The organism is Agrobacterium radiobacter (assembly GCF_040801995.1).
Lineage (GTDB): Bacteria > Pseudomonadota > Alphaproteobacteria > Rhizobiales > Rhizobiaceae > Agrobacterium > Agrobacterium radiobacter.
Genome location: NZ_JBEGHX010000001.1, coordinates 1,166,749 through 1,186,905, shown reverse-complemented (window position 1 = coordinate 1,186,905; position 20,157 = coordinate 1,166,749). Strand labels below are relative to the sequence as shown.

General features: G+C 59.5%; 17 protein-coding genes. 8 read left to right on the top strand and 9 right to left on the bottom strand.

The genetic code is table 11. The features are described from left to right. Positions 1-16: 16 nt before the first annotated feature. Complete coding sequence (locus tag MRBLRC7O_RS06015; protein ID WP_003502785.1) at positions 17-2,482, bottom strand: beta-mannosidase; 2,466 nt, start codon at positions 2,480-2,482, stop codon at positions 17-19. Between the two features lie 488 nt (positions 2,483-2,970). Here MRBLRC7O_RS06015 and MRBLRC7O_RS06010 point away from each other — a divergent pair, with 488 nt between their 5' ends. Further along, positions 2,971-4,023, top strand: coding sequence for a LacI family transcriptional regulator (locus tag MRBLRC7O_RS06010; RefSeq protein WP_003502783.1), 1,053 nt, complete (start codon positions 2,971-2,973; stop codon positions 4,021-4,023). Between the two features lie 182 nt (positions 4,024-4,205). Here MRBLRC7O_RS06010 and znuA read toward each other — a convergent pair whose 3' ends face one another. Next, a complete protein-coding gene (gene znuA, locus MRBLRC7O_RS06005; protein WP_003502781.1) occupies positions 4,206-5,198 on the bottom strand; it encodes a zinc ABC transporter substrate-binding protein ZnuA in 993 nt (330 codons plus the stop codon). Positions 5,199-5,302: 104 nt separating this feature from the next. On the opposite strand from znuA, the gene znuC reads away from it, so the two are divergent. The 3 genes from znuC to zur are packed head-to-tail and all read left to right on the top strand — an operon-like array spanning position 5,303 to position 7,444. Beyond that, positions 5,303-6,223, top strand: a complete 921-nt coding sequence (gene znuC, locus MRBLRC7O_RS06000; protein WP_003502779.1) for a zinc ABC transporter ATP-binding protein ZnuC — start codon at positions 5,303-5,305, stop codon at positions 6,221-6,223. After that, a complete protein-coding gene (znuB, locus tag MRBLRC7O_RS05995) occupies positions 6,216-7,034 on the top strand; it encodes a zinc ABC transporter permease subunit ZnuB (RefSeq protein WP_003502777.1) in 819 nt (272 codons plus the stop codon). The genes znuC and znuB overlap by 8 nt, the downstream gene beginning before the upstream one ends. Continuing rightward, positions 7,031-7,444 carry a zinc uptake transcriptional repressor Zur gene (zur, locus tag MRBLRC7O_RS05990; RefSeq protein ID WP_367727385.1) on the top strand — a complete coding sequence of 138 codons (414 nt, stop codon included), beginning with the start codon at positions 7,031-7,033 and terminating at the stop codon, positions 7,442-7,444. The genes znuB and zur overlap by 4 nt, the downstream gene beginning before the upstream one ends. 36 nt (positions 7,445-7,480) lie before the next feature. On the opposite strand, the gene MRBLRC7O_RS05985 is transcribed toward zur, so the two are convergent. After that, entirely contained in the window at positions 7,481-8,014 is a 534-nt protein-coding gene (locus MRBLRC7O_RS05985) for a gamma carbonic anhydrase family protein (RefSeq protein WP_003502773.1), read from the bottom strand. Positions 8,015-8,050: 36 nt separating this feature from the next. Further along, a complete protein-coding gene (locus MRBLRC7O_RS05980) occupies positions 8,051-8,740 on the bottom strand; it encodes a fumarylacetoacetate hydrolase family protein (RefSeq protein WP_003502771.1) in 690 nt (229 codons plus the stop codon). Between the two features lie 138 nt (positions 8,741-8,878). On the opposite strand from MRBLRC7O_RS05980, the gene dusA reads away from it, so the two are divergent. Next, the gene (gene dusA, locus MRBLRC7O_RS05975; RefSeq protein ID WP_003502768.1) at positions 8,879-9,889 is read left to right on the top strand and encodes a tRNA dihydrouridine(20/20a) synthase DusA; all 1,011 of its coding nucleotides are present in this window, start codon (positions 8,879-8,881) and stop codon (positions 9,887-9,889) included. Positions 9,890-9,895: 6 nt separating this feature from the next. On the opposite strand, the gene MRBLRC7O_RS05970 is transcribed toward dusA, so the two are convergent. Both MRBLRC7O_RS05970 and uvrA read right to left on the bottom strand, forming a co-directional pair. Further along, positions 9,896-10,696, bottom strand: a complete 801-nt coding sequence (locus tag MRBLRC7O_RS05970) for a DUF72 domain-containing protein (RefSeq protein ID WP_003502766.1) — start codon at positions 10,694-10,696, stop codon at positions 9,896-9,898. A gap of 56 nt (positions 10,697-10,752) precedes the next feature. Then, the gene (gene uvrA / locus MRBLRC7O_RS05965) at positions 10,753-13,674 is read right to left on the bottom strand and encodes an excinuclease ABC subunit UvrA (RefSeq protein ID WP_003502764.1); all 2,922 of its coding nucleotides are present in this window, start codon (positions 13,672-13,674) and stop codon (positions 10,753-10,755) included. A 264-nt stretch (positions 13,675-13,938) separates the two neighbouring features. Here uvrA and MRBLRC7O_RS05960 point away from each other — a divergent pair, with 264 nt between their 5' ends. Together MRBLRC7O_RS05960 and MRBLRC7O_RS05955 are read left to right on the top strand one after the other, a co-directional pair. Further along, the gene (locus MRBLRC7O_RS05960) at positions 13,939-14,523 is read left to right on the top strand and encodes a single-stranded DNA-binding protein (protein ID WP_003502762.1); all 585 of its coding nucleotides are present in this window, start codon (positions 13,939-13,941) and stop codon (positions 14,521-14,523) included. Between the two features lie 33 nt (positions 14,524-14,556). Then, a complete protein-coding gene (locus tag MRBLRC7O_RS05955) occupies positions 14,557-14,820 on the top strand; it encodes a hypothetical protein (RefSeq protein ID WP_223564850.1) in 264 nt (87 codons plus the stop codon). A 54-nt stretch (positions 14,821-14,874) separates the two neighbouring features. On the opposite strand, the gene MRBLRC7O_RS05950 is transcribed toward MRBLRC7O_RS05955, so the two are convergent. Continuing rightward, complete coding sequence (locus MRBLRC7O_RS05950; protein ID WP_003502756.1) at positions 14,875-16,023, bottom strand: CBS domain-containing protein; 1,149 nt, start codon at positions 16,021-16,023, stop codon at positions 14,875-14,877. A 126-nt stretch (positions 16,024-16,149) separates the two neighbouring features. Beyond that, positions 16,150-16,779, bottom strand: a complete 630-nt coding sequence (locus MRBLRC7O_RS05945; protein WP_003502754.1) for a MarC family protein — start codon at positions 16,777-16,779, stop codon at positions 16,150-16,152. Positions 16,780-16,996: 217 nt separating this feature from the next. Here MRBLRC7O_RS05945 and gyrA point away from each other — a divergent pair, with 217 nt between their 5' ends. After that, positions 16,997-19,780 (top strand): DNA gyrase subunit A, encoded by a 2,784-nt coding sequence (gene gyrA / locus MRBLRC7O_RS05940; RefSeq protein WP_080866136.1) that lies wholly within the window; start codon positions 16,997-16,999, stop codon positions 19,778-19,780. A 96-nt stretch (positions 19,781-19,876) separates the two neighbouring features. On the opposite strand, the gene MRBLRC7O_RS05935 is transcribed toward gyrA, so the two are convergent. Continuing rightward, a complete protein-coding gene (locus tag MRBLRC7O_RS05935; protein ID WP_003502750.1) occupies positions 19,877-20,137 on the bottom strand; it encodes a hypothetical protein in 261 nt (86 codons plus the stop codon). Between the last annotated feature and the right edge of the window lie 20 nt (positions 20,138-20,157).

Below are 20,157 nucleotides of genomic sequence, written 5' to 3'. Positions count from 1 at the left end.
CTTTCTCCGCATGGTTTCAATGCGAGGATTGGCAGGTATGAAGATCGAAGATGCGGAAATGCGGCTGGGGGCCGCCCGCCTTCGGCGTGAAGATGATACGGCGCGTTTCGCCGGCGGCCAGATCGAAGAGATTGTCGGAATAACGGCCGGGCTGATCTGCCTCCAGCATGACAAAGAGCGCGAGACCTGCAGCGGTGACATCGATTTCGTACTGGTTGTTTTTCAACGGGCCGACGGAAAATTCGAGCCCTGCAGGCTGAAGCTCCAGCGCCTTGTAGGTGTCGCGCACATGGTGGCCTTCGCCGGTCATACCGTTGGAAGCGATGAAGCTCCAGGCGAGGATGGCGCCGTCGGGCAGGCTATCCATGTCTATCTCGGTCAGCGTTGCGGCCCTGTCCGTTGCGCAGGTGCCGTTGGCGGATTTCAGCGGCACGCGGTTGCCGTCCATGGTCAGCGCAACGATGTTCATGTCGATTTCGACGTCTTCCGCCGTGTCGTTGACCATGGAGAAGCTCACCCGGCGCCCATCCTCGGAGGGAATGGCCGAGACGGTCACCGCCTGGAAGAAGCGGCGGGCGGCATAATGCAGTGCTTTCCAGCCGCCGCCATAATCGAGGCTGGACCATGAGGCGACCGGCCAGGTATCGTTGAGCTGCCAATAAAGCGTGCCCATGCAATGGGGCTTCAGGGAACGCCAGTAGTCAACAGCCGTGCGGATGGCCAGCGCCTGCTGGACCTGGCTCAGATAAACGAAATTCTCGAAATCCTTCGGGAAACGGAAATAGCGGAACATGGTGCCGGCGATCCGCTCATTGCCGCCGACATTCTTCTGGTGCAGCTCAATGACCGGGGAGGCGATGTTCATGTCCTTTTCTTCCGCATAGGTGCGGATGACGGGCATGGATGTGTAGGACTGGAAACCGAATTCGGAGCAGAAACGCGGCTTGACCGAGCGGTAATTGTCGAACGACTTGTTTTCGTGCCAGACGGACCAGTAGTGCATGTCACCGGAACCATCCGCATGCCAGGCGTCGCCATAATCGAGATAACCGGAGGCCGGGCTGGAGGGCCACCAGAGCGCTTCGGGAGCGGCTTTTTTCAGGGCTCTTTCGATCGTGCGGTTCAGGCGGTCGTAAGCCACGAGATAACGGTCGCGATTGTTGCGGGATTCATCGAACCAGGTCAGCGCACCCACCAGCTCGTTATCACCACACCAGAGCGCGATGGACGGATGCGAGGAGAGGCGTTTCACCTGGTAGTCGACCTCATGTTCGACATTGTCGAGAAAGTCCTCGCTGCAGGGATAGAGATTGCAGGCAAACATGAAGTCCTGCCAGACCAGCAGGCCGAGCCGGTCGCAGAGATCGTAGAACCAGTCCTCCTCATAAAAACCGCCGCCCCAGACGCGGATCATGTTCATATTGGCCTCCACCGCAGAGCAGAGGAGATCTTCGGTCTTTTCCCGGCTGGCGAGCGAATAAAGTGCATCTGCGGGGATCCAGTTGGCGCCGCGGCAGAAGATCTCGCGGCCGTTGATGCGGAAGGCGAAGCGGCTTCCGGCTTCGTCCTTGTCCGTCAGAAGCTCGATCGTCCTCAAGCCGATCTGGCGGGTGACGGTCTCATCAGGCAGTTCCACCGTCAGCTTGTAGAGCGTCTGTTCGCCACTGCCGGCCGGCCACCAGAGCTCCGGATTCTCCACAAAGAAGACGTGGCGCACCACCGTTTCGCCGGTACCGACGCCGCAATCGAGTCTCAGCCTTTCATCGTTGAGGGACAGGTAGACCGGCAGGCTCGCCGGTCCCTCGGCAAACAGCGTGACAGCCACATGCAGCTCGACGCCGCCTTCGACATGGTGCTGTGAGGTGACGACATGTTCAATGCGGGCCGTATCGAGCCGCTTCAGCAGGATTTTGCCGTAGAGGCCGAGCGGCGCAATTGCGATGTTCCAGTCCCAACCGAAATGGCATTGCGGCTTGCGCAGCATGTTGCCGTTGGCAATGGGTGAATTGCCGGGGTGATAGGGGATGTAAAAAGGCTGCCGCGCCTGCCGTTCTGCGCCGGCCGCGATGTTAGAATGGAAATGGATGCGGATGGTGTTTTCACCCGGCCGCACCGCGCGTGAGATATCCGGGCGGTAGCGGCGGAAGCAATTGTCGGCGGTCAAGACCGGGACGTCGTTGACGAAGACGATGGCGACGGTGTCGAGGTAGTCGATATCGAGATACCAGCTGGAATCCGCCTCATCGAGAATGAATGTGCGCTCGATGAGCCAGTCGCGCTCAGCCACCCATTGCACCACCTTTTCATTGGCGCCGTGATAGGGATCGGGAATGATGCCCGCATTTTTGAGCGCGCTGTGAATATCGCCCGGTACGGAAAGCTGGGTGGTATGGTCTCCTTCCACCGAGGTCAGGCGCCAGGGCCCAGCCAGATCAATGACAGTTTCGGGCGAGGAAGAAGAAATCATAATCGGACCCTGCATAGTATGAATTCGAAGAAGACTGGCCGGCATTATGGTGCAGGCTTGTGTCAGAATCTGGGGGAATGGATGCCCGCAAAGCGGCTGCGACACGCTTATCCGGCTTTGCTATTTCCTCCCTCCGGCAACGTTACCGTAAAACAATCGTTCCGTCATTCCTTTGAGTGACAACGAGCGACATGAATAATGACGGGCACATCTGCGTCGGGATGACCAGGTCAAATCCCAAGAAAAATTATAAACTTTATATTTTTATATCAGTGATTTGCATCAAGATATTAATCTTTTCAGTTAAGATGTGTATCCGTGGATTTCTGGAAATTCTGTGCCGGAAGAAGGGGGAAGTACCGTGAAATATTTTCCGGACCTATATCGTTTTAGCTGAATTGGCGGATAGTCGGACAAGACCGGCCGTTGACCGCGGACCTTTGCCTTTGCAACAGAGAAAAAGCTATCTATGATTATCGTTCGGTAAAGCGTGGCGAAATGACATGAACGATACTGGCAAATCCGGCGGGGGCGAAACTCCTGCAACGACGGGCGAGCGCCCGACCTTGAAGACAATCGCCTATATGACGGGTCTCGGCATCACCACCGTCTCGCGCGCGCTGAAGGATGCGCCTGACATCGGTGCTGAAACCAAGGAGCGCGTGCGGCTGATTGCCCGGCAGATCGGCTACCAGCCAAACCGCGCGGGCGTGCGCCTTCGCACCGGCAAGACCAATGTGATTGCCCTTGTTCTGAGTGTCGATGAAGAGCTGATGGGTTTCACCAGCCAGATGGTATTTGGTATCACCGAGGTTCTTTCTACGACACAATATCATCTGGTCGTGACGCCCCACATCCATGCCAAGGATTCCATGGTGCCGATCCGCTATATTCTCGATACCGGTTCTGCGGATGGGGTCATTATTTCGAAGATCGAGCCTAACGATCCACGCGTCCGTTTCATGACTGAGCGTAACATGCCCTTCGTCACCCATGGGCGTTCGGACATGGGTATCGAACACGCCTTTCATGATTTCGACAATGAGGCCTATGCCTATGAGGCGGTCGAGCGGCTGGCGCAATGCGGACGCAAAAGGATCGCCGTCATCGTGCCGCCATCGCGGTTTTCGTTCCACGATCACGCCCGCAAGGGGTTCAACAGGGGGATCAGGGATTTTGGTCTCACCGAATTTCCGCTGGACGCCATCACCATCGAAACGCCGCTTGAGAAAATCCGCGATTTCGGTCAGCGGCTGATGCAGTCGGATGACCGCCCCGACGGTATCGTTTCGATCAGCGGTAGCAGCACCATCGCGCTGGTGGCCGGCTTCGAGGCGGCGGGTGTGAGGATCGGTGAGGATATCGATATCGTCTCGAAACAGTCCGCGGAGTTCCTGAACTGGATCAAACCGCAGATCCACACCGTCAATGAGGATATCAAGCTGGCGGGCAGGGAGCTTGCAAAGGCCCTTCTGGCGCGCATCAACGGCGCGCCGCCGGAAACCTTGCAGAGCATCAGCAGCCCGGTCTGGTCTTCGATGGCGCCGAAGCCGTAGATGGCTCGCTTCGCAATAGGTGCTGCAAGTCTTGACCCCGTTGCGTTCGCGACTTTTTTAAAGTTTTACTTTAATCTGTTAGCGTAAGATGTTGGTATAAATGATGTTTTTATCGTGCGCTGACTGGCTTTCGGCTGAAGGCCCGGAATGACAGCCGGGGCGTCAGCGCACGACAATACGCATCAGGACAGGCAATCCTTCAGAGAGCCCGCAATGCCGCGCATCAGCTTGAAGTAGAGATCGGGACCGGGCTCCAGCGTCGCTGCCTCCGGGTCGAGCGTTGCCGATTTTGCTGCAGTACCCTCGGTGATGACCGAAATCAGCTTCGGCTCGAATTGCGGTTCAGCGAAGACGCAGGTTGCGCCGAGCTGGCGAACCTTTTCCTGCATCTGTTTGACACGGTCAGCACCTGGCAGGGTTTCGGGGCTGACGGTGATCGATCCCGCCGTCTTCACGCCGTAACGATGCTCGAAATACTGATAGGCATCGTGGAAGACGATGAAGGGCTTGTCCTTCACCGGCTTGACCGTTTCCTTGAGTTCAGCATCAAGCGCATCGAGATCGTCGATCAGTTTTTTGGTGTTGGCCTGATAGGTCGCGGCATTGCCGGCATCGGCTGCAATCAGCGCGGTTTCTATCGTCTGCGCCATGGCCTTGGCATTGGCGGGATCTAGCCAGAGATGGGTGTCGTATGCGCCATGGTCGTGGTCCCCGTGACCTTCCGCATGGTCGTGTCCATGATCGTGTGCGCCTTCCTCTTCGGCGTGACCGTCATGCGCATCATGGCCTTCGTCGCCATGGTCATGTGCTTCAAAGGGGCCGCCTTCGCGGAAGGGCAGCTTCTCCAGCCCCTTGGCGTCTTCCAGCTCCACCACGGTTGCCTTGCTGGCAAGCGCTTCCAGCGGCTTTTCCAGAAATGCTTCAAGGCCCGGCCCAACCCAGAAGACCACATCGGCCTTTTCCAGCTTGCGCGCATTGGACGGTCTGAGATTATAGGTGTGCGGTGAGGCCGCGCCGTCGACGATGAGCTGCGGTTCACCGACGCCCCGCATGATTGCGGCGACGAGGGAATGGATGGGCTTGATCGAGACCACGACATCGGGCGCGGCGGTGGCGCCGGAAGCGGCGGCTGCGATAGCCACCGATGCCATGAGCGGGATCAGGAACGATTTCATGAAATGCACTCCACTTGAAGAAGTATAGTTATGTTATTACATTTATTGCGTTACTCTATAACGTATGCAATAGCGGTAAGCAACATCGCCGAACGGACAATCCCATGCTTCATTCCGCCCATCGGGGCAACGAGATACTGGTTTCCCTTGCCAATGCCGGCGTGCAGCGCAACGGCCGCTGGCTGGTGCGCGGCGTGGAGTTTTCCGTCAGCAAAGGCGAGATCGTCACGCTGATCGGGCCGAACGGTTCCGGCAAATCAACGAGCGCAAAAATGGCGATCGGTGTGCTGAAGCCGACCGAGGGCGAGGTCTCGCGCATTGCCGGTCTGAGGGTTGGTTATGTGCCGCAGAAGCTCTCCGTTGATTGGACCATGCCGCTTTCGGTGCGCCGGCTGATGACGCTGACCGGGCCGCTGCCAGCCCGTGAAATCGACGCGGCGCTGAATGCGACTGGCATTGCGCATCTCGCCAACGCCGAGGTCCAGCACCTTTCCGGCGGCGAGTTCCAGCGCGCGCTTCTGGCCCGCGCCATCGCCCGCAAGCCCGATCTGCTGGTTCTTGACGAGCCCGTGCAGGGTGTCGATTTCTCCGGTGAGATTGCTCTCTATGATCTGATAAAAAATATCAGAAATTCAAATAATTGCGGAATTCTGTTAATCTCGCATGACCTGCATGTGGTGATGGCGGAAACCGACACCGTCATATGCCTGAACGGCCATGTCTGCTGCCGGGGCACGCCACAGGCGGTGAGCCAGAGCCCGGAATATATGCGGCTGTTCGGCGGCTCGGCAGCCAAGGCGCTTGCCGTCTATAGCCACCATCACGATCATACCCATTTGCCCGATGGCCGGGTGCAGCATGCGGATGGTTCGGTGACCGATCATTGCCACCCCGAGGACGGCCACCACCATATGCATGACCATGGCCACCATCATGACGACCATGGCGAATGCGGCTGCGGCCATCAGCATGAGCATGAGGGCCATACTTCCTCCAGCCAGCGGCAGGGAGAGCGCTATGTTTGACGATTTCTTCGTTCGCGCCATGGTCGCCGGTATCGGTGTCGCGCTCACTGCCGGTCCTCTCGGCTGTTTCGTCGTCTGGCGGCGCATGGCCTATTTCGGTGATACGATGGCCCATTCGGCGCTGCTCGGCGTCGCGCTGTCGCTGCTGTTGCAGCTCAACCTCATCGTCAGCGTTTTTCTGGTGGCATCGGCCGTTTCGATCCTTTTGATTTTCCTGCAACGCCGGCAGGCTCTCTCCTCCGATGCACTCCTTGGCATATTGTCCCATTCGGCGCTGGCGATCGGTCTTGTCATCGTCGCTTTCATGAGCTGGGTGCGTATCGACCTCGTCTCGTTCCTGTTTGGCGATATTCTCGCTGTTACCCGCAGCGATATCGCCCTGATCTGGGGCGGTGGGCTGGTGGTCATCGTTTCCATGGTCTTCCTGTGGCGGTCGCTGCTCGCCTCCACCGTCAATACAGAATTGGCTGAGGCAGAGGGGTTGAACCCGGAGCGCGCGAAGCTGATCTTTACGCTCTTGATGGCGCTGGTGATCGCCATTGCCATGAAGGTGGTCGGCATCATGCTCATTACCTCGCTGCTCATCATACCGGCTGCCACTGCCAGACGTTTTTCCGCGACGCCTGAGGTGATGGCGGTGGTGGCTTCGCTGATCGGTGCGGTTGCAGTTGTCGGCGGCCTGTTCGGCTCGCTCACCTACGATACGCCGTCCGGCCCTTCCATCGTGGTTGCCGCGGTGATCCTCTTCGTTATAAGCCTGTTGCCGGCGCCGGGTTTTTCCCGCGCCGCGGATGAAGGAGGCAAGTCATGAATGTGCAGACCCAGCAGAACCTCACCAAAAACCAGTCGCTGGTCATGAATGCCCTCTCAAATGCGCATCAGCCGCTCAGCGCCTATATGATCCTCGACAAGCTGCGGGACGATGGTTTTCGCGCGCCGCTGCAGGTTTATCGGGCGCTGGAAAAGCTGGTGAAATTTGGTCTCGTGCACCGGCTTGAGAGCCTCAACGCCTTTGTTGCCTGCACCCATACGCAGGCGGAGTGCTGCTCGCACCACCATGGGACTGTCGCTTTCGCCATCTGCGAATCCTGCGGGCAGGTGACGGAGTTTCACGATCATGAGATCGACCACCGCCTTGAGCGCTGGGTAAAGGACAGCAAGTTCAAGGCGGAAAAGACAACCATTGAAATTCGCGGTCTCTGCGCCGCCTGCTCGGCTTAGTCTCGAGGCGGGGCGGGCGTGGATGCCCGCCGTTTCCTATCCCTCGACGATCGCCAGATCCTTCGAAAAACGCTTCCAGTTTTCGATGTATTTTTCCGCCGAGCGGCGGAGCCCTGCGACGGCTTCATCGTCCAGCGTCCGGATGGCGCGCGCCGGCGAGCCGACAATCAGGGAATTGTCCGGGAATTCCTTGCCCTCCGTCACCAGCGCATTGGCGCCAACGAGGCAGTTGCGGCCGATCTTTGCGCCGTTCAGGATTGTCGCCCCCATGCCGATGAGCGAATTATCGCCGATGGTGCAGCCATGTACGATGGCGTGGTGGCCGATGGTGCACATTTCGCCGATGACAGCGGCAAAGCCGGGATCACTGTGCACCATCACGCCTTCCTGAATATTGGTGCCGCGCCCGACGCTGATCGGCTCGTTATCGCCGCGCAGCGTTGCGCCGAACCAGATGCCGACATCCTCGCCGAGCGTGACCGAGCCGATGACATTGGCGTCGGGCGCTACCCAGTAGCTATCCGGGGTAGGGGTCTGCGGCACCCGGTCGGCAAGGCGGTAAAGCGGCATGGTGGTGTCCTCCCTTTTGGTTTTTTCTGACTGCCTTCAGGCAACCGTCACGGCAAGCGTGCCGACACCCTCGACGCCGCATTCGATCCGGTCGCCGCGCACGATGGGGCCGACGCCGGCCGGTGTGCCGGTCATGATGACGTCACCGGCGGCAAGCGTGAACAGCTTGGAAAGCTCGGCAATCACTTCCGGCACTTTCCAGATCATCTGGGCGAGGTCGCCCGTCTGTCTGCGTTCGCCATTGACGTCGAGCCAGATCGCACCGGTAGCGGGATGGCCGATCTTGTCTGCGGGGACGATGGCCGAAATCGGCGCGGAATATTCGAAAGCCTTCGCGCCTTCCCAGGAGCGCCCCATCTTCTTAAGACCGTCCTGAAGGTCCCGACGGGTCATGTCTATGCCGACGGCGTAACCCCAGACATGGTTCAGCGCCTCGGCCGCCGGAATATCGGAACCGCCGCTTTTCAGCACCACGACGCATTCGACTTCATAATGCACATTGGATGACAGCGGCGGATAGGGAAAATCCCGTCCTGCGGGCAGCAGATTGTCCGGGTTTTTCTGGAAATAGAAGGGCGGCTCGCGCGAGGGGTCATGGCCCATCTCTATGGCGTGATCGGCATAATTGCGGCCGACACAATAGACCCGCCGTACGGGGAACAGGTCGCCCGTGCCTTCAACGGGCAGGAGAACGGGTTTTGGAGCGGGGATGACGGTGGCGGCCATGTGGATTTCCTGTCGTCTTTTTTGGGTGCAATTCTTGTCCCGCGATTCCGGGGCGATTTCCAGTTCAAAATGACCCTGCCTGCAAAACTGGCTTTTTACGGTCCTTTGCTGTAGAAGCCGGCGCAAAGAGGTTAATCCATGTACAGACAAGCGCTTGCAAGCGGCGAAAAAATCTTCGCCGTGGCCCCGATGATCGACTGGACCGACACGAGGTGCAGATTTCTGCACCGGCAATTGTCGAAGCGCGCGCTGCTTTATACCGAAATGATCGTCGCCGACGCCATCATCCATGGTCAGCGTGACAGGCTGCTCGGCTATCATCCTCAGGAGCATCCCGTCGCCCTGCAGCTTGGCGGGTCTGATCCGGCCAAGCTTGCCGAAGCGGTGCGGATCGCCGGGGACTACGCCTATGATGAGATCAATCTCAATGTCGGCTGTCCCTCGGATCGGGTGCAATCTGGTACCTTTGGTGCATGCCTGATGCGCGAGCCTGATGTGGTGGCGCAATGTGTCTCGGCAATGAAGGCTGTCGCCCGCGTGCCGGTTACGGTGAAATGCCGGATCGGCGTGGATGATCAGCAGCCGGAAGCGGTTTTGCCGGATTTTCTGAAGCGGGTTGTTGCGGCAGGCGCGGACGCCGTCTGGGTTCATGCGCGAAAAGCCTGGCTGCAAGGGCTTTCGCCGAAGGAAAACCGCGAAGTGCCGCCGCTCGATTATGATCTCGTCTATCGCATGAAGCGGGAAAACCCTGACGTCTTTGTCGGCATCAATGGCGGTATCGCCGATCTCGATCAGGCGAGCGGGCACCTCCAACATATGGATGGTGTGATGCTCGGCCGGGCGGCCTATCACAACACGTCCATCCTTGCCGATGTCGACCATCGCATCTATGGCGAAGAGGCCCGGCAGCCGAACTGGATGGCGCTGCGTGACGCCATGATGGCCTATGCCGCCGACTATATCGCCGCGGGTGGACGTCTCAACCACGTCACTCGCCATATGGTCGGACTGTTTCAGGGCATGCCCGGCGCGCGCCGTTTCCGGCAAATCCTCTCCAGCGATGCCACCCGGCTGGGGGCTGGCCCGGAGGTGATCGAGGCCGCTTTCGCGACCATCGATTTCAGCTCGACGAAGGAAATGGCGGGCTGAAAGCGCTCAGACCGCCTTTTGCAGTTCCTGCGCACCATTGGGCGCATTGACCTTGCCGCCGGTGATGAAGAAAGCGAAGACGTCGCGCGGGGTCATTTCGACTTTTCGCTCCGGTGCGATCAGCGGCAGATCGTCCGGCACGCCACCCTTTGCATAGGTCTTTACCCGCTCGGCCCAGTGGTCGATTTCTTTTTTCGGATAACAGGTCTTGATGTCGTCCTCGCCCTTCTGCAGGCGGCAATAGACGAAATCGGCCGTCACGTCAGGCAGCATCGGATAGTCATGATGGTCGGCGCAGACGACGGCGACCTTGTGCTTGGCGAGAAGATCGATGAATTCCGGAACCTGAAATGTCGGGTTGCGCACCTCGACGACATGGCGAAGACGGATACCGTCCTGCTTCTCGGGCAGGAGCGCCAGAAATGCGCCGAAATCCTCCGCGTCGAATTTTTTTGTCGGCGCGAATTGCCAGAGGATCGGGCCGAGGTGGGACCCGAGTTCCGTCAGCCCCTGCGTCAGGAACTTCGTCATCGATTCACCGGCCTCGGCCAGAACCCTGCGGTTGGTGACAAAGCGGCTTGCCTTTAGCGAGAAGACGAAATCCTCGGGTACTTCGGAAGCCCATTTGGCGAAGGTCTCCGGTTTCTGGCTGCTGTAATAGGTGCCGTTCACCTCAATGGCCGTGAGCTGCCGGCTGGCGTGCTCCAATTGGCGCTTCTTCGGCAATTTTTCGGGGTAAAAAGTGCCTTCCCAGGGCTCGAAGGTCCAGCCGCCGATACCGGTGCGGATCGTGCCTGATGTCGACATGTGTTATTCCTCCTCCGGCCTTCGGCCTTTCGAACCTTTGCGACGAAAGCTGCGGATTACTCCGCAGCCTCCCGTTTTCCGGCCGGCCGGCGCTCCAGAAGCTCCTTCAGGAAGTGACCGGTATAGGAACGCTCGACTTTCACGATGTCTTCCGGCGTACCGGTCGCCACCACTTCGCCGCCGCCCGTGCCGCCTTCAGGCCCGATATCGATGATCCAGTCCGCCGTCTTGATGACTTCGAGATTGTGCTCGATCACCACGACGGAATTACCCTGTTCCACAAGCGCATGCAGCATTTCGAGCAGCTTGTTGACATCGTGGAAATGCAGGCCGGTCGTCGGCTCGTCGAGAATGTAGAGCGTGCGACCGGTGGAGCGCTTGGACAGTTCCTTGGCGAGCTTGACGCGCTGCGCTTCGCCGCCGGAGAGCGTATTGGCCTGCTGGCCGACCTTGATATAACCGAGGCCGACATCGAAAAGCGATTGCAGCTTGTCGCGCACAGCCGGCACGGCGGCGAAGAATTCCACGCCTTCCTCCACCGTCATATCCAGCACGTCGGCGATGGATTTGCCCTTGAAGGTGACGTCAAGCGTCTCGCGATTATAACGCTTGCCGTGGCAGACATCGCAGGTGACGTAAACGTCAGGCAGGAAGTGCATCTCGATCTTGATGACGCCATCGCCCTGGCAGGCCTCGCAGCGGCCGCCCTTGACGTTGAAGGAGAAACGGCCCGGCGCGTAACCGCGCGCCTTGGCTTCCGGCAGACCGGCGAACCAGTCGCGGATCGGCGTGAACGCACCGGTATAGGTGGCCGGGTTGGAACGCGGCGTGCGGCCAATCGGCGACTGGTCGATATCGATCACCTTGTCGATGAATTCGAAACCATCGATGCGGTCGTGCTCGGCCGGGATTTCGCGCGCACCCATCACCCGGCGCGCCGCCGATTTATAAAGCGTCTCGATCAGGAATGTGGATTTGCCGCCGCCCGAAACGCCGGTTACGGCAGTGAAAACACCGAGCGGCACAGCTGCCGTGACATTCTTCAGGTTGTTGCCGCGCGCGCCAAACACCTTGATTTCGCGGCCCTTCTTGGGCTTGCGACGCTCAGCCGGCACGGCGACGCCGAGTTCGCCCGAAAGATATTTGCCGGTCAGCGATTTCGGATTGGCCATCACCTCCTGCGGTGATCCTTCGGCAATCACCTGACCTCCATGAATGCCGGCGGCCGGGCCGATATCGACGACATAATCGGCCGTCAGAATGGCGTCTTCGTCATGTTCGACCACGATGACAGTATTGCCGATATCGCGCAGATGTTTCAGCGTATCGAGCAGGCGGGCGTTGTCGCGCTGGTGCAGGCCGATTGACGGCTCGTCGAGAACATAGAGAACGCCCGTCAGGCCCGAGCCGATCTGCGAGGCCAGACGGATACGCTGGCTTTCACCGCCGGAAAGCGTGCCGGAATTGCGCGACAGGCTGAGATAATCCAGTCCGACATCATTGAGGAAGCGCAGGCGCTCGCGGATTTCCTTGAGGATGCGGACTGCGATTTCGTTCTGCTTGGCGTTGAGGTTTTCCGGCAGCACTTCAAACCAGTCGCGCGCCATGCGGATCGACATTTGGGTGACTTCACCAATATGCAGCTTGTTGATCTTGACGGCGAGCGCTTCCGGCTTCAGGCGATAACCGGCGCAGGCCGGGCAGGGGGCCGCCGACATGTAGCGTTCGATTTCCTCACGCGCCCAGGCGCTGTCGGTCTCTTTCCAGCGACGCTCCAGATTGGGCACGATGCCTTCGAAATTCTTCACCGTCTTGTAGGAGCGGGCGCCGTCCTGGTAGTTGAATTCGATCTTTTCCTCGGTGCCCTGCAGGATGGCGTTCTGTGCGTCCTTCGAAAGGTCCGACCATTTGCTCGAGAGTTTGAAACCGAAGGCCTTGCCGAGTGCTTCCAGCGTCTGGTTGTAATAGGGCGAGGATGATTTGGCCCAGGGAGCTATCGCGCCGTCCCGCAGCGTTCGTGCCGGTTCCGGAACGATCAGGTTTTCATCCACCTTCTGCTGCGAGCCAAGGCCATCGCAGCTCGGGCAGGCGCCGAAGGGGTTGTTGAAGGAGAACAGCCGGGGCTCGATTTCCGGAATGGTGAAGCCGGAAACGGGGCAGGCGAATTTTTCCGAAAACAGCACCCGCTCATGGGTCTCGTTGAGCGACTTGTTGGCGGAGCCGCCAGCGGCGGTTTCTTCCGGTGGCAAAGGCTTGTCAGCAAATTCCGCAATCGCCAGCCCGTCGGCGAGCTTGAGGCAGGTCTCGAGACTGTCGGCAAGGCGTGCTGCCATGTCCGGGCGCACGACGGCGCGATCGACCACCACGTCGATGTCGTGCTTGTATTTCTTGTCGAGAGCAGGAACGTCGGCGATTTCGTAGAACTGGCCATCCACCTTGACGCGCTGGAAGCCCTTCTTCATCAGATCGGCGAGTTCCTTCTTATATTCGCCTTTGCGGCCGCGGACTATCGGCGCAAGAATATAAAGACGCGTACCTTCCTCGAAAGCGAGAATGCGATCGACCATCTGGCTGACAGTCTGGCTTTCGATCGGCAGGCCGGTGGCTGGCGAATAGGGGACACCGACACGCGCGAAGAGAAGGCGCATATAATCGTAGATCTCGGTGACCGTGCCGACCGTGGAGCGCGGGTTGCGCGAGGTGGTCTTTTGCTCGATGGAGATTGCCGGCGACAGGCCGTCGATCTGGTCGACATCCGGCTTCTGCATCATCTCCAGGAACTGGCGCGCATAGGCCGAGAGGCTTTCGACATAACGGCGCTGGCCTTCGGCATAGATCGTATCGAAGGCAAGCGAAGACTTGCCCGAGCCGGAAAGGCCGGTCATGACGATCAGCTTGTTGCGCGGCAAATCCAGATCGATGCCCTTGAGGTTATGCTCGCGGGCGCCACGGATGGAAATCGTCTTCAGTTCACTCATGACAAGGCTCGGACAAAAATAACAGGCTTGATGGCAGCGCGTCCTTATGTAGTGACGCAGCCGGGTGTGTCGAGGTCTATTCCCTCTCGGTCGCAGCTTTTCGGAAAGCTTGACTCGAAATCTGCGATTTAATAGAACAAAAAAGGAACGAAATGCAAGCGCGAATGTCCGCTCCCGCAGCTTAAGATTATTCTTTGTGGATAGTTCCATGCTTGCGGTGCCCTTTGCGGGCGGCGGCAGCTATTGTGTGGCAAATTTTTTGAAATGCAATTGCCGGTCATGATGGCCGGCGGACAGGATGACGAGATGGCTGGTAGCGTAAACAAGGTAATTCTGATCGGGAACGTGGGCGCTGATCCCGAAATCCGCCGGACGCAGGATGGCCGCCCCATCGCCAACCTGCGCATCGCCACCTCGGAGACCTGGCGTGACCGCAATAGCGGCGAGCGCAAGGAAAAGACCGAATGGCACACCGTCGTGGTTTTCAACGAAGGCCTGTGCAAGGTCGTCGAGCAATATGTCAAGAAGGGCGCCAAGCTCTATATCGAAGGCCAGCTGCAGACCCGCAAATGGCAGGACCAGACCGGTAACGACCGTTACTCCACCGAAATCGTGCTGCAGGGCTTCAACTCCACGCTGACCATGCTTGACGGTCGCGGCGAGGGCGGCGGTGCTGCCCGCAGCGGCGGTGGCGATTTCGGCGGCGGCAACGATTATGGCAGCGGCGGCGGCTCCAGCTATGGCGGCGGTTACGACCAGCAGTCCTCGTCGCGCGGCGGCTCTGCCCGTGGCGGCAGCCAGCCCGCCGGCGGCTTCTCCAATGACATGGACGACGACATCCCGTTCTGATCGGACGGTGGATCAAGAAACGCGTGACAGGAGGTGAGCTTGACTGACGAAACCGTGCAGCCGAAACAGCCCGCCACCTGGCGCATCATTCTTGCTTTTTTCCTCGATTTCTGGACGGCGTTTTTCGCCGCCGGATTTCTGGTCGCGACGGTCGCGGGTGGGCGAACGCCCGAAGGTTTTGCCCTCAACGGCGCGCCCGCCTTTATCGCCTTCGCGCTGATCATCGCCTATTTTGTCGTACTCGGTCGGTTCTTCGGCGGTACGCTGTGGCAGCGCCTCCTGAAGGCGAGACGCTGACTTCAGGCTTTGCCGGTTCCTCCTGAGAGGAGGATACTTCCACGTCGCGGCAAGCTATGCCGCGACTTTGTCCGCCAGCATCGCGACCATGACATCGGATTGCGACACGATGCCCACCATCTTGCCCCTGGCATCGATCACCGGCAGATAATGCAGCCCTTCCTCCGCAAAGCGGATGATGGCTTCCTCGATGGAGGTTTCCGGTCGCACGGTTTTCACCGGTGATGTCATGATGTCCTTGACCGTATCATTGGGTGCGCTTGCGCCTGAGAGGATGAGGCGCAGCCGCTGCAGGAAACCGATGGAGGGACGACCGTTTCTCCAGCTCGCCTTTTCCAGAAAGTCCGTCTGGGTGACGATGCCGACGATTTCGGCCCTGTCATTGGTGACGGGCAGCGCCTTGAAATGATGGCTGTGCATCAGCGCATGGGCGTGGCGCAGGCTGTCGTCAGGAGCAACGCCGACCACGTCCCGCGACATGACGCTTTCGCAATCGAGATGCAGCGCGCGACGCCGGTAGGAACGCAACTCGGTCCTGCGCAGGATGGTTTCCAGCGCATCGCGGTCGATATCGATGAACTCGTCATATTCCTTCAGCACCTCGTCGAGATCGGTGGAGGAAAAGCCGATTTTCTGGATGGGTGTCGGATCCGTGGTGCCGTGGGCGGCCTTGCCGAGCTTCAGGCCGTGCGGATAGGCGCGACCGGTGGCATTGTTATAGGCGAGGGCCAAAGCAAGAAGGATCAGCGAGTTTCCGGCGACCGGCCACAGCAGGAAACCATAGCCGAGGCTGTGCACGGCAGGGCCGCCGAGGACGGCAGTCAGTGCGACAGCACCGCTTGGCGGGTGCAGGCAGCGCAGCGCCATCATGGCGGCGATGGCGAGGCTGATGGCGAGCGCGCTGGCAAGAAACAAATCCGGAACCAACAGCGCCACGGTCACACCAACGAAAGCCGAAACGAGGTTGCCGCAGAGGATCGACCATGGCTGCGCCAGCGGGCTGGAGGGCACGGCAAACAAAAGCACGGCCGAAGCGCCCATCGGCGCGATCATGGCTGGCAGGGTGGGATCGAAACGGAGAGCGAGACTTCCCAAAAGGCCGGTCAGCAGGATGCCGACAAAGGCGCCGGTTGCGGAGCGCAGCCTTTCCCTGTTGCTGACGGGTGCGGCATCCGGGATGAGGCGACGCAGCGTGGAACGCATGGAGATAACTTTCGAATCCGAAAAAACATGCGTCTTTTAGCCGAAGCAGAGGGCGGATTTAAAGGGAGGATTTTCCGGCATTTCAGCGGTTGGCGGGAATTTATTGCGCTGGTGTCGCGAAGCGCCTCAGAACGCGAAGGCCGATTTTATGCCATCGACCACGAATTGCACGGAAAGCGCCGCAAGCAGAACGCCGAGCAGTCGGGTAAGGATCGCGCGGCCGGTATTGCCGAGAAAGCGGTCCATCCGCTCCGAAACGATGAGCGCGGCATAAACAAGGGCCATGGCGAAAGCGAGGATCAGGATGAGCACCACCATCTCGACGGTGGTCTTCATTGAGCCGGCAAGCAGCACGGTGGCGGAAATGGCGCCCGGTCCGGCGATCAGGGGCAGCGCCAGCGGAAAGACCGCCAGATTGTGGAGGTGGTCCTTGGTGATGGCGATTTCGGAAGTCTTTTCCTTGCGTTCCTGGCGCTTCTCGAAAATCATCTCGAAGGAGATCCAGAACAGCAGAAGGCCGCCGGCGATGCGGAAGGCGCCGAGCGAAATGCCGAGCAGGTTGAGGATCGCAAGGCCGAAGAGCGCGAAGACGGCGAGAATGCCGAAGGCGATGATGGAACCGCGCAGCGCCACCTGGCTGCGCTGGTCGCGGTTCATGCCGGCGGTGAGCGCCAGGAAGACGGGGGCGAGACCCGGCGGATCGAGTGTGACCAGAAGTGTGGTAAGCGCGTTGATGAGCGTTTCGCTGCTGGCCATTTTTTCCCCGCTTATTGCCTTTTTGCGCGTGAGACTACGCAAGTCGCAATCGCTTTAAAAGGGAGTGGCGACGCTTTTGCTGACCTAAATGGCGAAAAGCGGTGTATGTCTTGCAAATGACGCAAAAGACTGTTCAAAACTCGCCGGGAAATTGGCTTAACGTGGCTGTTTCCGCTATAAAAATCCATCCGATTCTTAACAGAGAATGTGATCCGTTTTGACTGACCAGAGCCCCCCCGGCGGCGGAAAACTTCCGCCAGGCATTGAACCGATTTCCATCATGGAGGAAATGCAGCGGTCGTATCTCGATTACGCCATGAGCGTTATCGTTTCCCGCGCGCTTCCCGATGTGCGAGACGGCCTGAAGCCGGTTCATCGCCGTATTCTTTACGGCATGTCCGAACTCGGCATCGACTGGAACAAAAAATACGTCAAATGCGCCCGCGTTACCGGTGACGTGATGGGTAAATTCCATCCGCACGGCAATTCGGCGATTTATGACGCGCTGGCGCGTATGGCGCAGGACTGGTCGCTCCGCCTGCCGCTGATTGACGGGCAGGGTAACTTCGGCTCCATCGACGGGGATCCGCCGGCGGCCGAACGTTATACCGAATGCCGTCTGGAAAAGGCCGCCCATTCGCTGCTCGACGATCTCGACAAGGAAACGGTCGATTTCCGCGACAACTATGACGGCACCTTGCAGGAACCGGTCGTCATTCCGGCCAAGTTCCCGAACCTCCTGGTCAACGGGGCAGGCGGCATCGCCGTCGGCATGGCTACCAATATTCCGCCGCACAATCTGTCCGAAGTCATCGACGGCTGTATCGCGCTGATCGAAAATCCGGCGATCGAGCTGCCCGAACTGATGCAGATCATTCCCGGCCCGGATTTCCCGACCGGTGCTCTGATCATGGGCCGCTCCGGCATCCGCTCAGCTTACGAGACGGGCCGCGGCTCGGTCATCATGCGCGGCCGCGCGACCATCGAACCGATGCGTGGCGACCGCGAGCAGATCATCATCACCGAGGTTCCCTATCAGGTGAACAAGTCGTCGATGATCGAGAAGATGGCCGAACTGGTCAAGGAAAAGCGCATCGAGGGCATTTCCGACCTGCGCGACGAATCCGACCGCCAGGGTTATCGCGTCGTCATCGAGCTGAAGCGCGACGCCAATGCCGATGTCATTCTGAATCAGCTTTATCGCTACACACCGCTGCAGACCTCCTTCGGCTGCAACATGGTGGCGCTGAACGGCGGCAAGCCGGAACAGATGACGCTGCTCGACATGCTGCGCGCTTTCGTCTCCTTCCGCGAGGATGTCGTCAGCCGCCGCACGAAGTACCTGCTGCGCAAGGCGCGCGAGCGTGCGCATGTGTTGGTCGGTCTGGCGATTTCCGTCGCCAATATCGATGAGGTCATCCGCGTCATCCGTCACGCTCCCGATCCGGCTTCGGCCCGCGAGGAGTTGATGACCCGGCGCTGGCCGGCGCAGGAAGTGGAAAGCCTGATCCGTCTGATCGACGATCCGCGTCACCGCATCAATGAAGACGGTACCTACAATCTCTCCGAAGAGCAGGCGCGCGCCATTCTCGAATTGCGCCTTGCCCGCCTCACCGCACTTGGTCGCGATGAAATCGGCGACGAGCTGAACAAGATCGGCGCGGAAATCAGCGAATATCTTGAGATCCTGTCGTCACGCCTGCGCATCATGCAGATCGTCACGGAAGAGCTCATCGCGATCCGCAACGAGTTCGGCACGCCGCGTCGTTCCGAGATTGTCGAGGGCGGCCCCGACATGGACGATGAGGACCTCATCGCCCGCGAAGACATGGTCGTCACCGTTTCGCATCTCGGCTACATCAAGCGTGTGCCGCTGACCACCTACCGGGCGCAGCGTCGCGGCGGCAAGGGCCGTTCTGGCATGGCGACGCGCGACGAGGATTTCGTCAATCGCCTCTTCGTTGCCAATACCCATACGCCGGTACTGTTCTTCTCCTCGCGTGGCATCGTCTACAAGGAAAAGGTCTGGCGTCTGCCGATCGGCACGCCGCAGTCCAAGGGCAAGGCCCTGATCAACATGTTGCCGCTGGAGCCCGGAGAGCGCATCACCACCATCATGCCGTTGCCCGAGGATGAGACCACCTGGGAAACGCTTGACGTGATGTTCTCGACGACACGCGGCACGGTTCGCCGCAACAAGCTCGGCGATTTCGTGCAGGTCAACCGCAATGGCAAGATCGCCATGAAGCTGGACGAGGAGGGCGATGAAATCCTCTCCGTCGAAACCTGTACGGACCGCGATGACGTGCTGCTGACGACCGCGCTCGGCCAGTGCATCCGCTTCCCCGTGGACGATGTGCGCGTCTTTGCCGGCCGCAACTCCGTCGGCGTGCGCGGCATCAACATGGCCGAAGGCGACCGCATCATCTCCATGACCATTGTCGGGCATGTGGAAGCGGAGCCGTGGGAGCGTGCAGCCTATCTGAAGCGCTCGGCTGCTGAGCGGCGTGCCGCAGGCGTCGATGAGGACGATATTGCACTCGTTGGCGAGGAAGTGACGGAAGAGGGTGAACTGAGCGAAGAGCGTTATCAGGAACTGAAGGCACGTGAAGAATTTGTGCTGACGGTTTCCGTGAAGGGCTTCGGCAAGCGCTCCTCCTCTTACGACTTCCGCACCTCGGGCCGCGGCGGCAAGGGTATCCGCGCCACTGACACCTCGAAGACCAACGAGATCGGCGAACTGGTTGCGGCCTTCCCCGTGGACGAAGGCGACCAGATCATGCTGGTGTCCGATGGCGGGCAGCTCATCCGCGTGCCGGTCAACGGCATCCGCATCGCCAGCCGCGCCACCAAGGGTGTGACGATCTTCTCTACCGCGAAGGATGAGAAGGTGGTTTCCGTGGAGCGCATCAACGAGCCGGAAGGCGACGACGAAGCAGAGAACGGTAATGGCGAAGATGCCGCCGACGATCTGCCGGATACGCCGGAAAACGAGGCGTAAGCCGCCTCGTCATCTTCGGGTACCAATCAAGAAAAACCCCGCGGCGCTCAGGCTCCGCGGGGTTTTTCTTTGTGTCGTATCAACTGCGTTTGATTTTCAGCGAATCCGAATATGGACCGGAGCGCGACCCGAACGGCTCGCGACATGAAGGTGGATGTTTGCTTCCGGCTGATTGGAGCGCCAGGCACGGGCGCCATGCGACAGAAGCAGCGCCACGAGATCGCGCGTTTTTGCCTTGGAACGGTTGAGACCGAGATCGGCGATACGCATTGCCGCCTCGTGAATGGGATGCAGAACCGACAAGCTGCCATGCCCATTGCCAGACGCAATGTCCGAATAATTCTCGTTGACTGCCATCTTGGAAAGCCTCGCTACTC

Coding starts and splice junctions, on each gene's coding strand:
- MRBLRC7O_RS06015 (WP_003502785.1), bottom strand. CDS start 2,482: ATGCAGGGTCCGATTATGATTTCTTCTTCCTCGCCCGAAACTGTCATT.
- MRBLRC7O_RS06010 (WP_003502783.1), top strand. CDS start 2,971: ATGAACGATACTGGCAAATCCGGCGGGGGCGAAACTCCTGCAACGACG.
- znuA (WP_003502781.1), bottom strand. CDS start 5,198: ATGAAATCGTTCCTGATCCCGCTCATGGCATCGGTGGCTATCGCAGCC.
- znuC (WP_003502779.1), top strand. CDS start 5,303: ATGCTTCATTCCGCCCATCGGGGCAACGAGATACTGGTTTCCCTTGCC.
- znuB (WP_003502777.1), top strand. CDS start 6,216: ATGTTTGACGATTTCTTCGTTCGCGCCATGGTCGCCGGTATCGGTGTC.
- zur (WP_367727385.1), top strand. CDS start 7,031: ATGAATGTGCAGACCCAGCAGAACCTCACCAAAAACCAGTCGCTGGTC.
- MRBLRC7O_RS05985 (WP_003502773.1), bottom strand. CDS start 8,014: ATGCCGCTTTACCGCCTTGCCGACCGGGTGCCGCAGACCCCTACCCCG.
- MRBLRC7O_RS05980 (WP_003502771.1), bottom strand. CDS start 8,740: ATGGCCGCCACCGTCATCCCCGCTCCAAAACCCGTTCTCCTGCCCGTT.
- dusA (WP_003502768.1), top strand. CDS start 8,879: ATGTACAGACAAGCGCTTGCAAGCGGCGAAAAAATCTTCGCCGTGGCC.
- MRBLRC7O_RS05970 (WP_003502766.1), bottom strand. CDS start 10,696: ATGTCGACATCAGGCACGATCCGCACCGGTATCGGCGGCTGGACCTTC.
- uvrA (WP_003502764.1), bottom strand. CDS start 13,674: ATGAGTGAACTGAAGACGATTTCCATCCGTGGCGCCCGCGAGCATAAC.
- MRBLRC7O_RS05960 (WP_003502762.1), top strand. CDS start 13,939: ATGCAATTGCCGGTCATGATGGCCGGCGGACAGGATGACGAGATGGCT.
- MRBLRC7O_RS05950 (WP_003502756.1), bottom strand. CDS start 16,023: ATGCGTTCCACGCTGCGTCGCCTCATCCCGGATGCCGCACCCGTCAGC.
- MRBLRC7O_RS05945 (WP_003502754.1), bottom strand. CDS start 16,779: ATGGCCAGCAGCGAAACGCTCATCAACGCGCTTACCACACTTCTGGTC.
- MRBLRC7O_RS05935 (WP_003502750.1), bottom strand. CDS start 20,137: ATGGCAGTCAACGAGAATTATTCGGACATTGCGTCTGGCAATGGGCAT.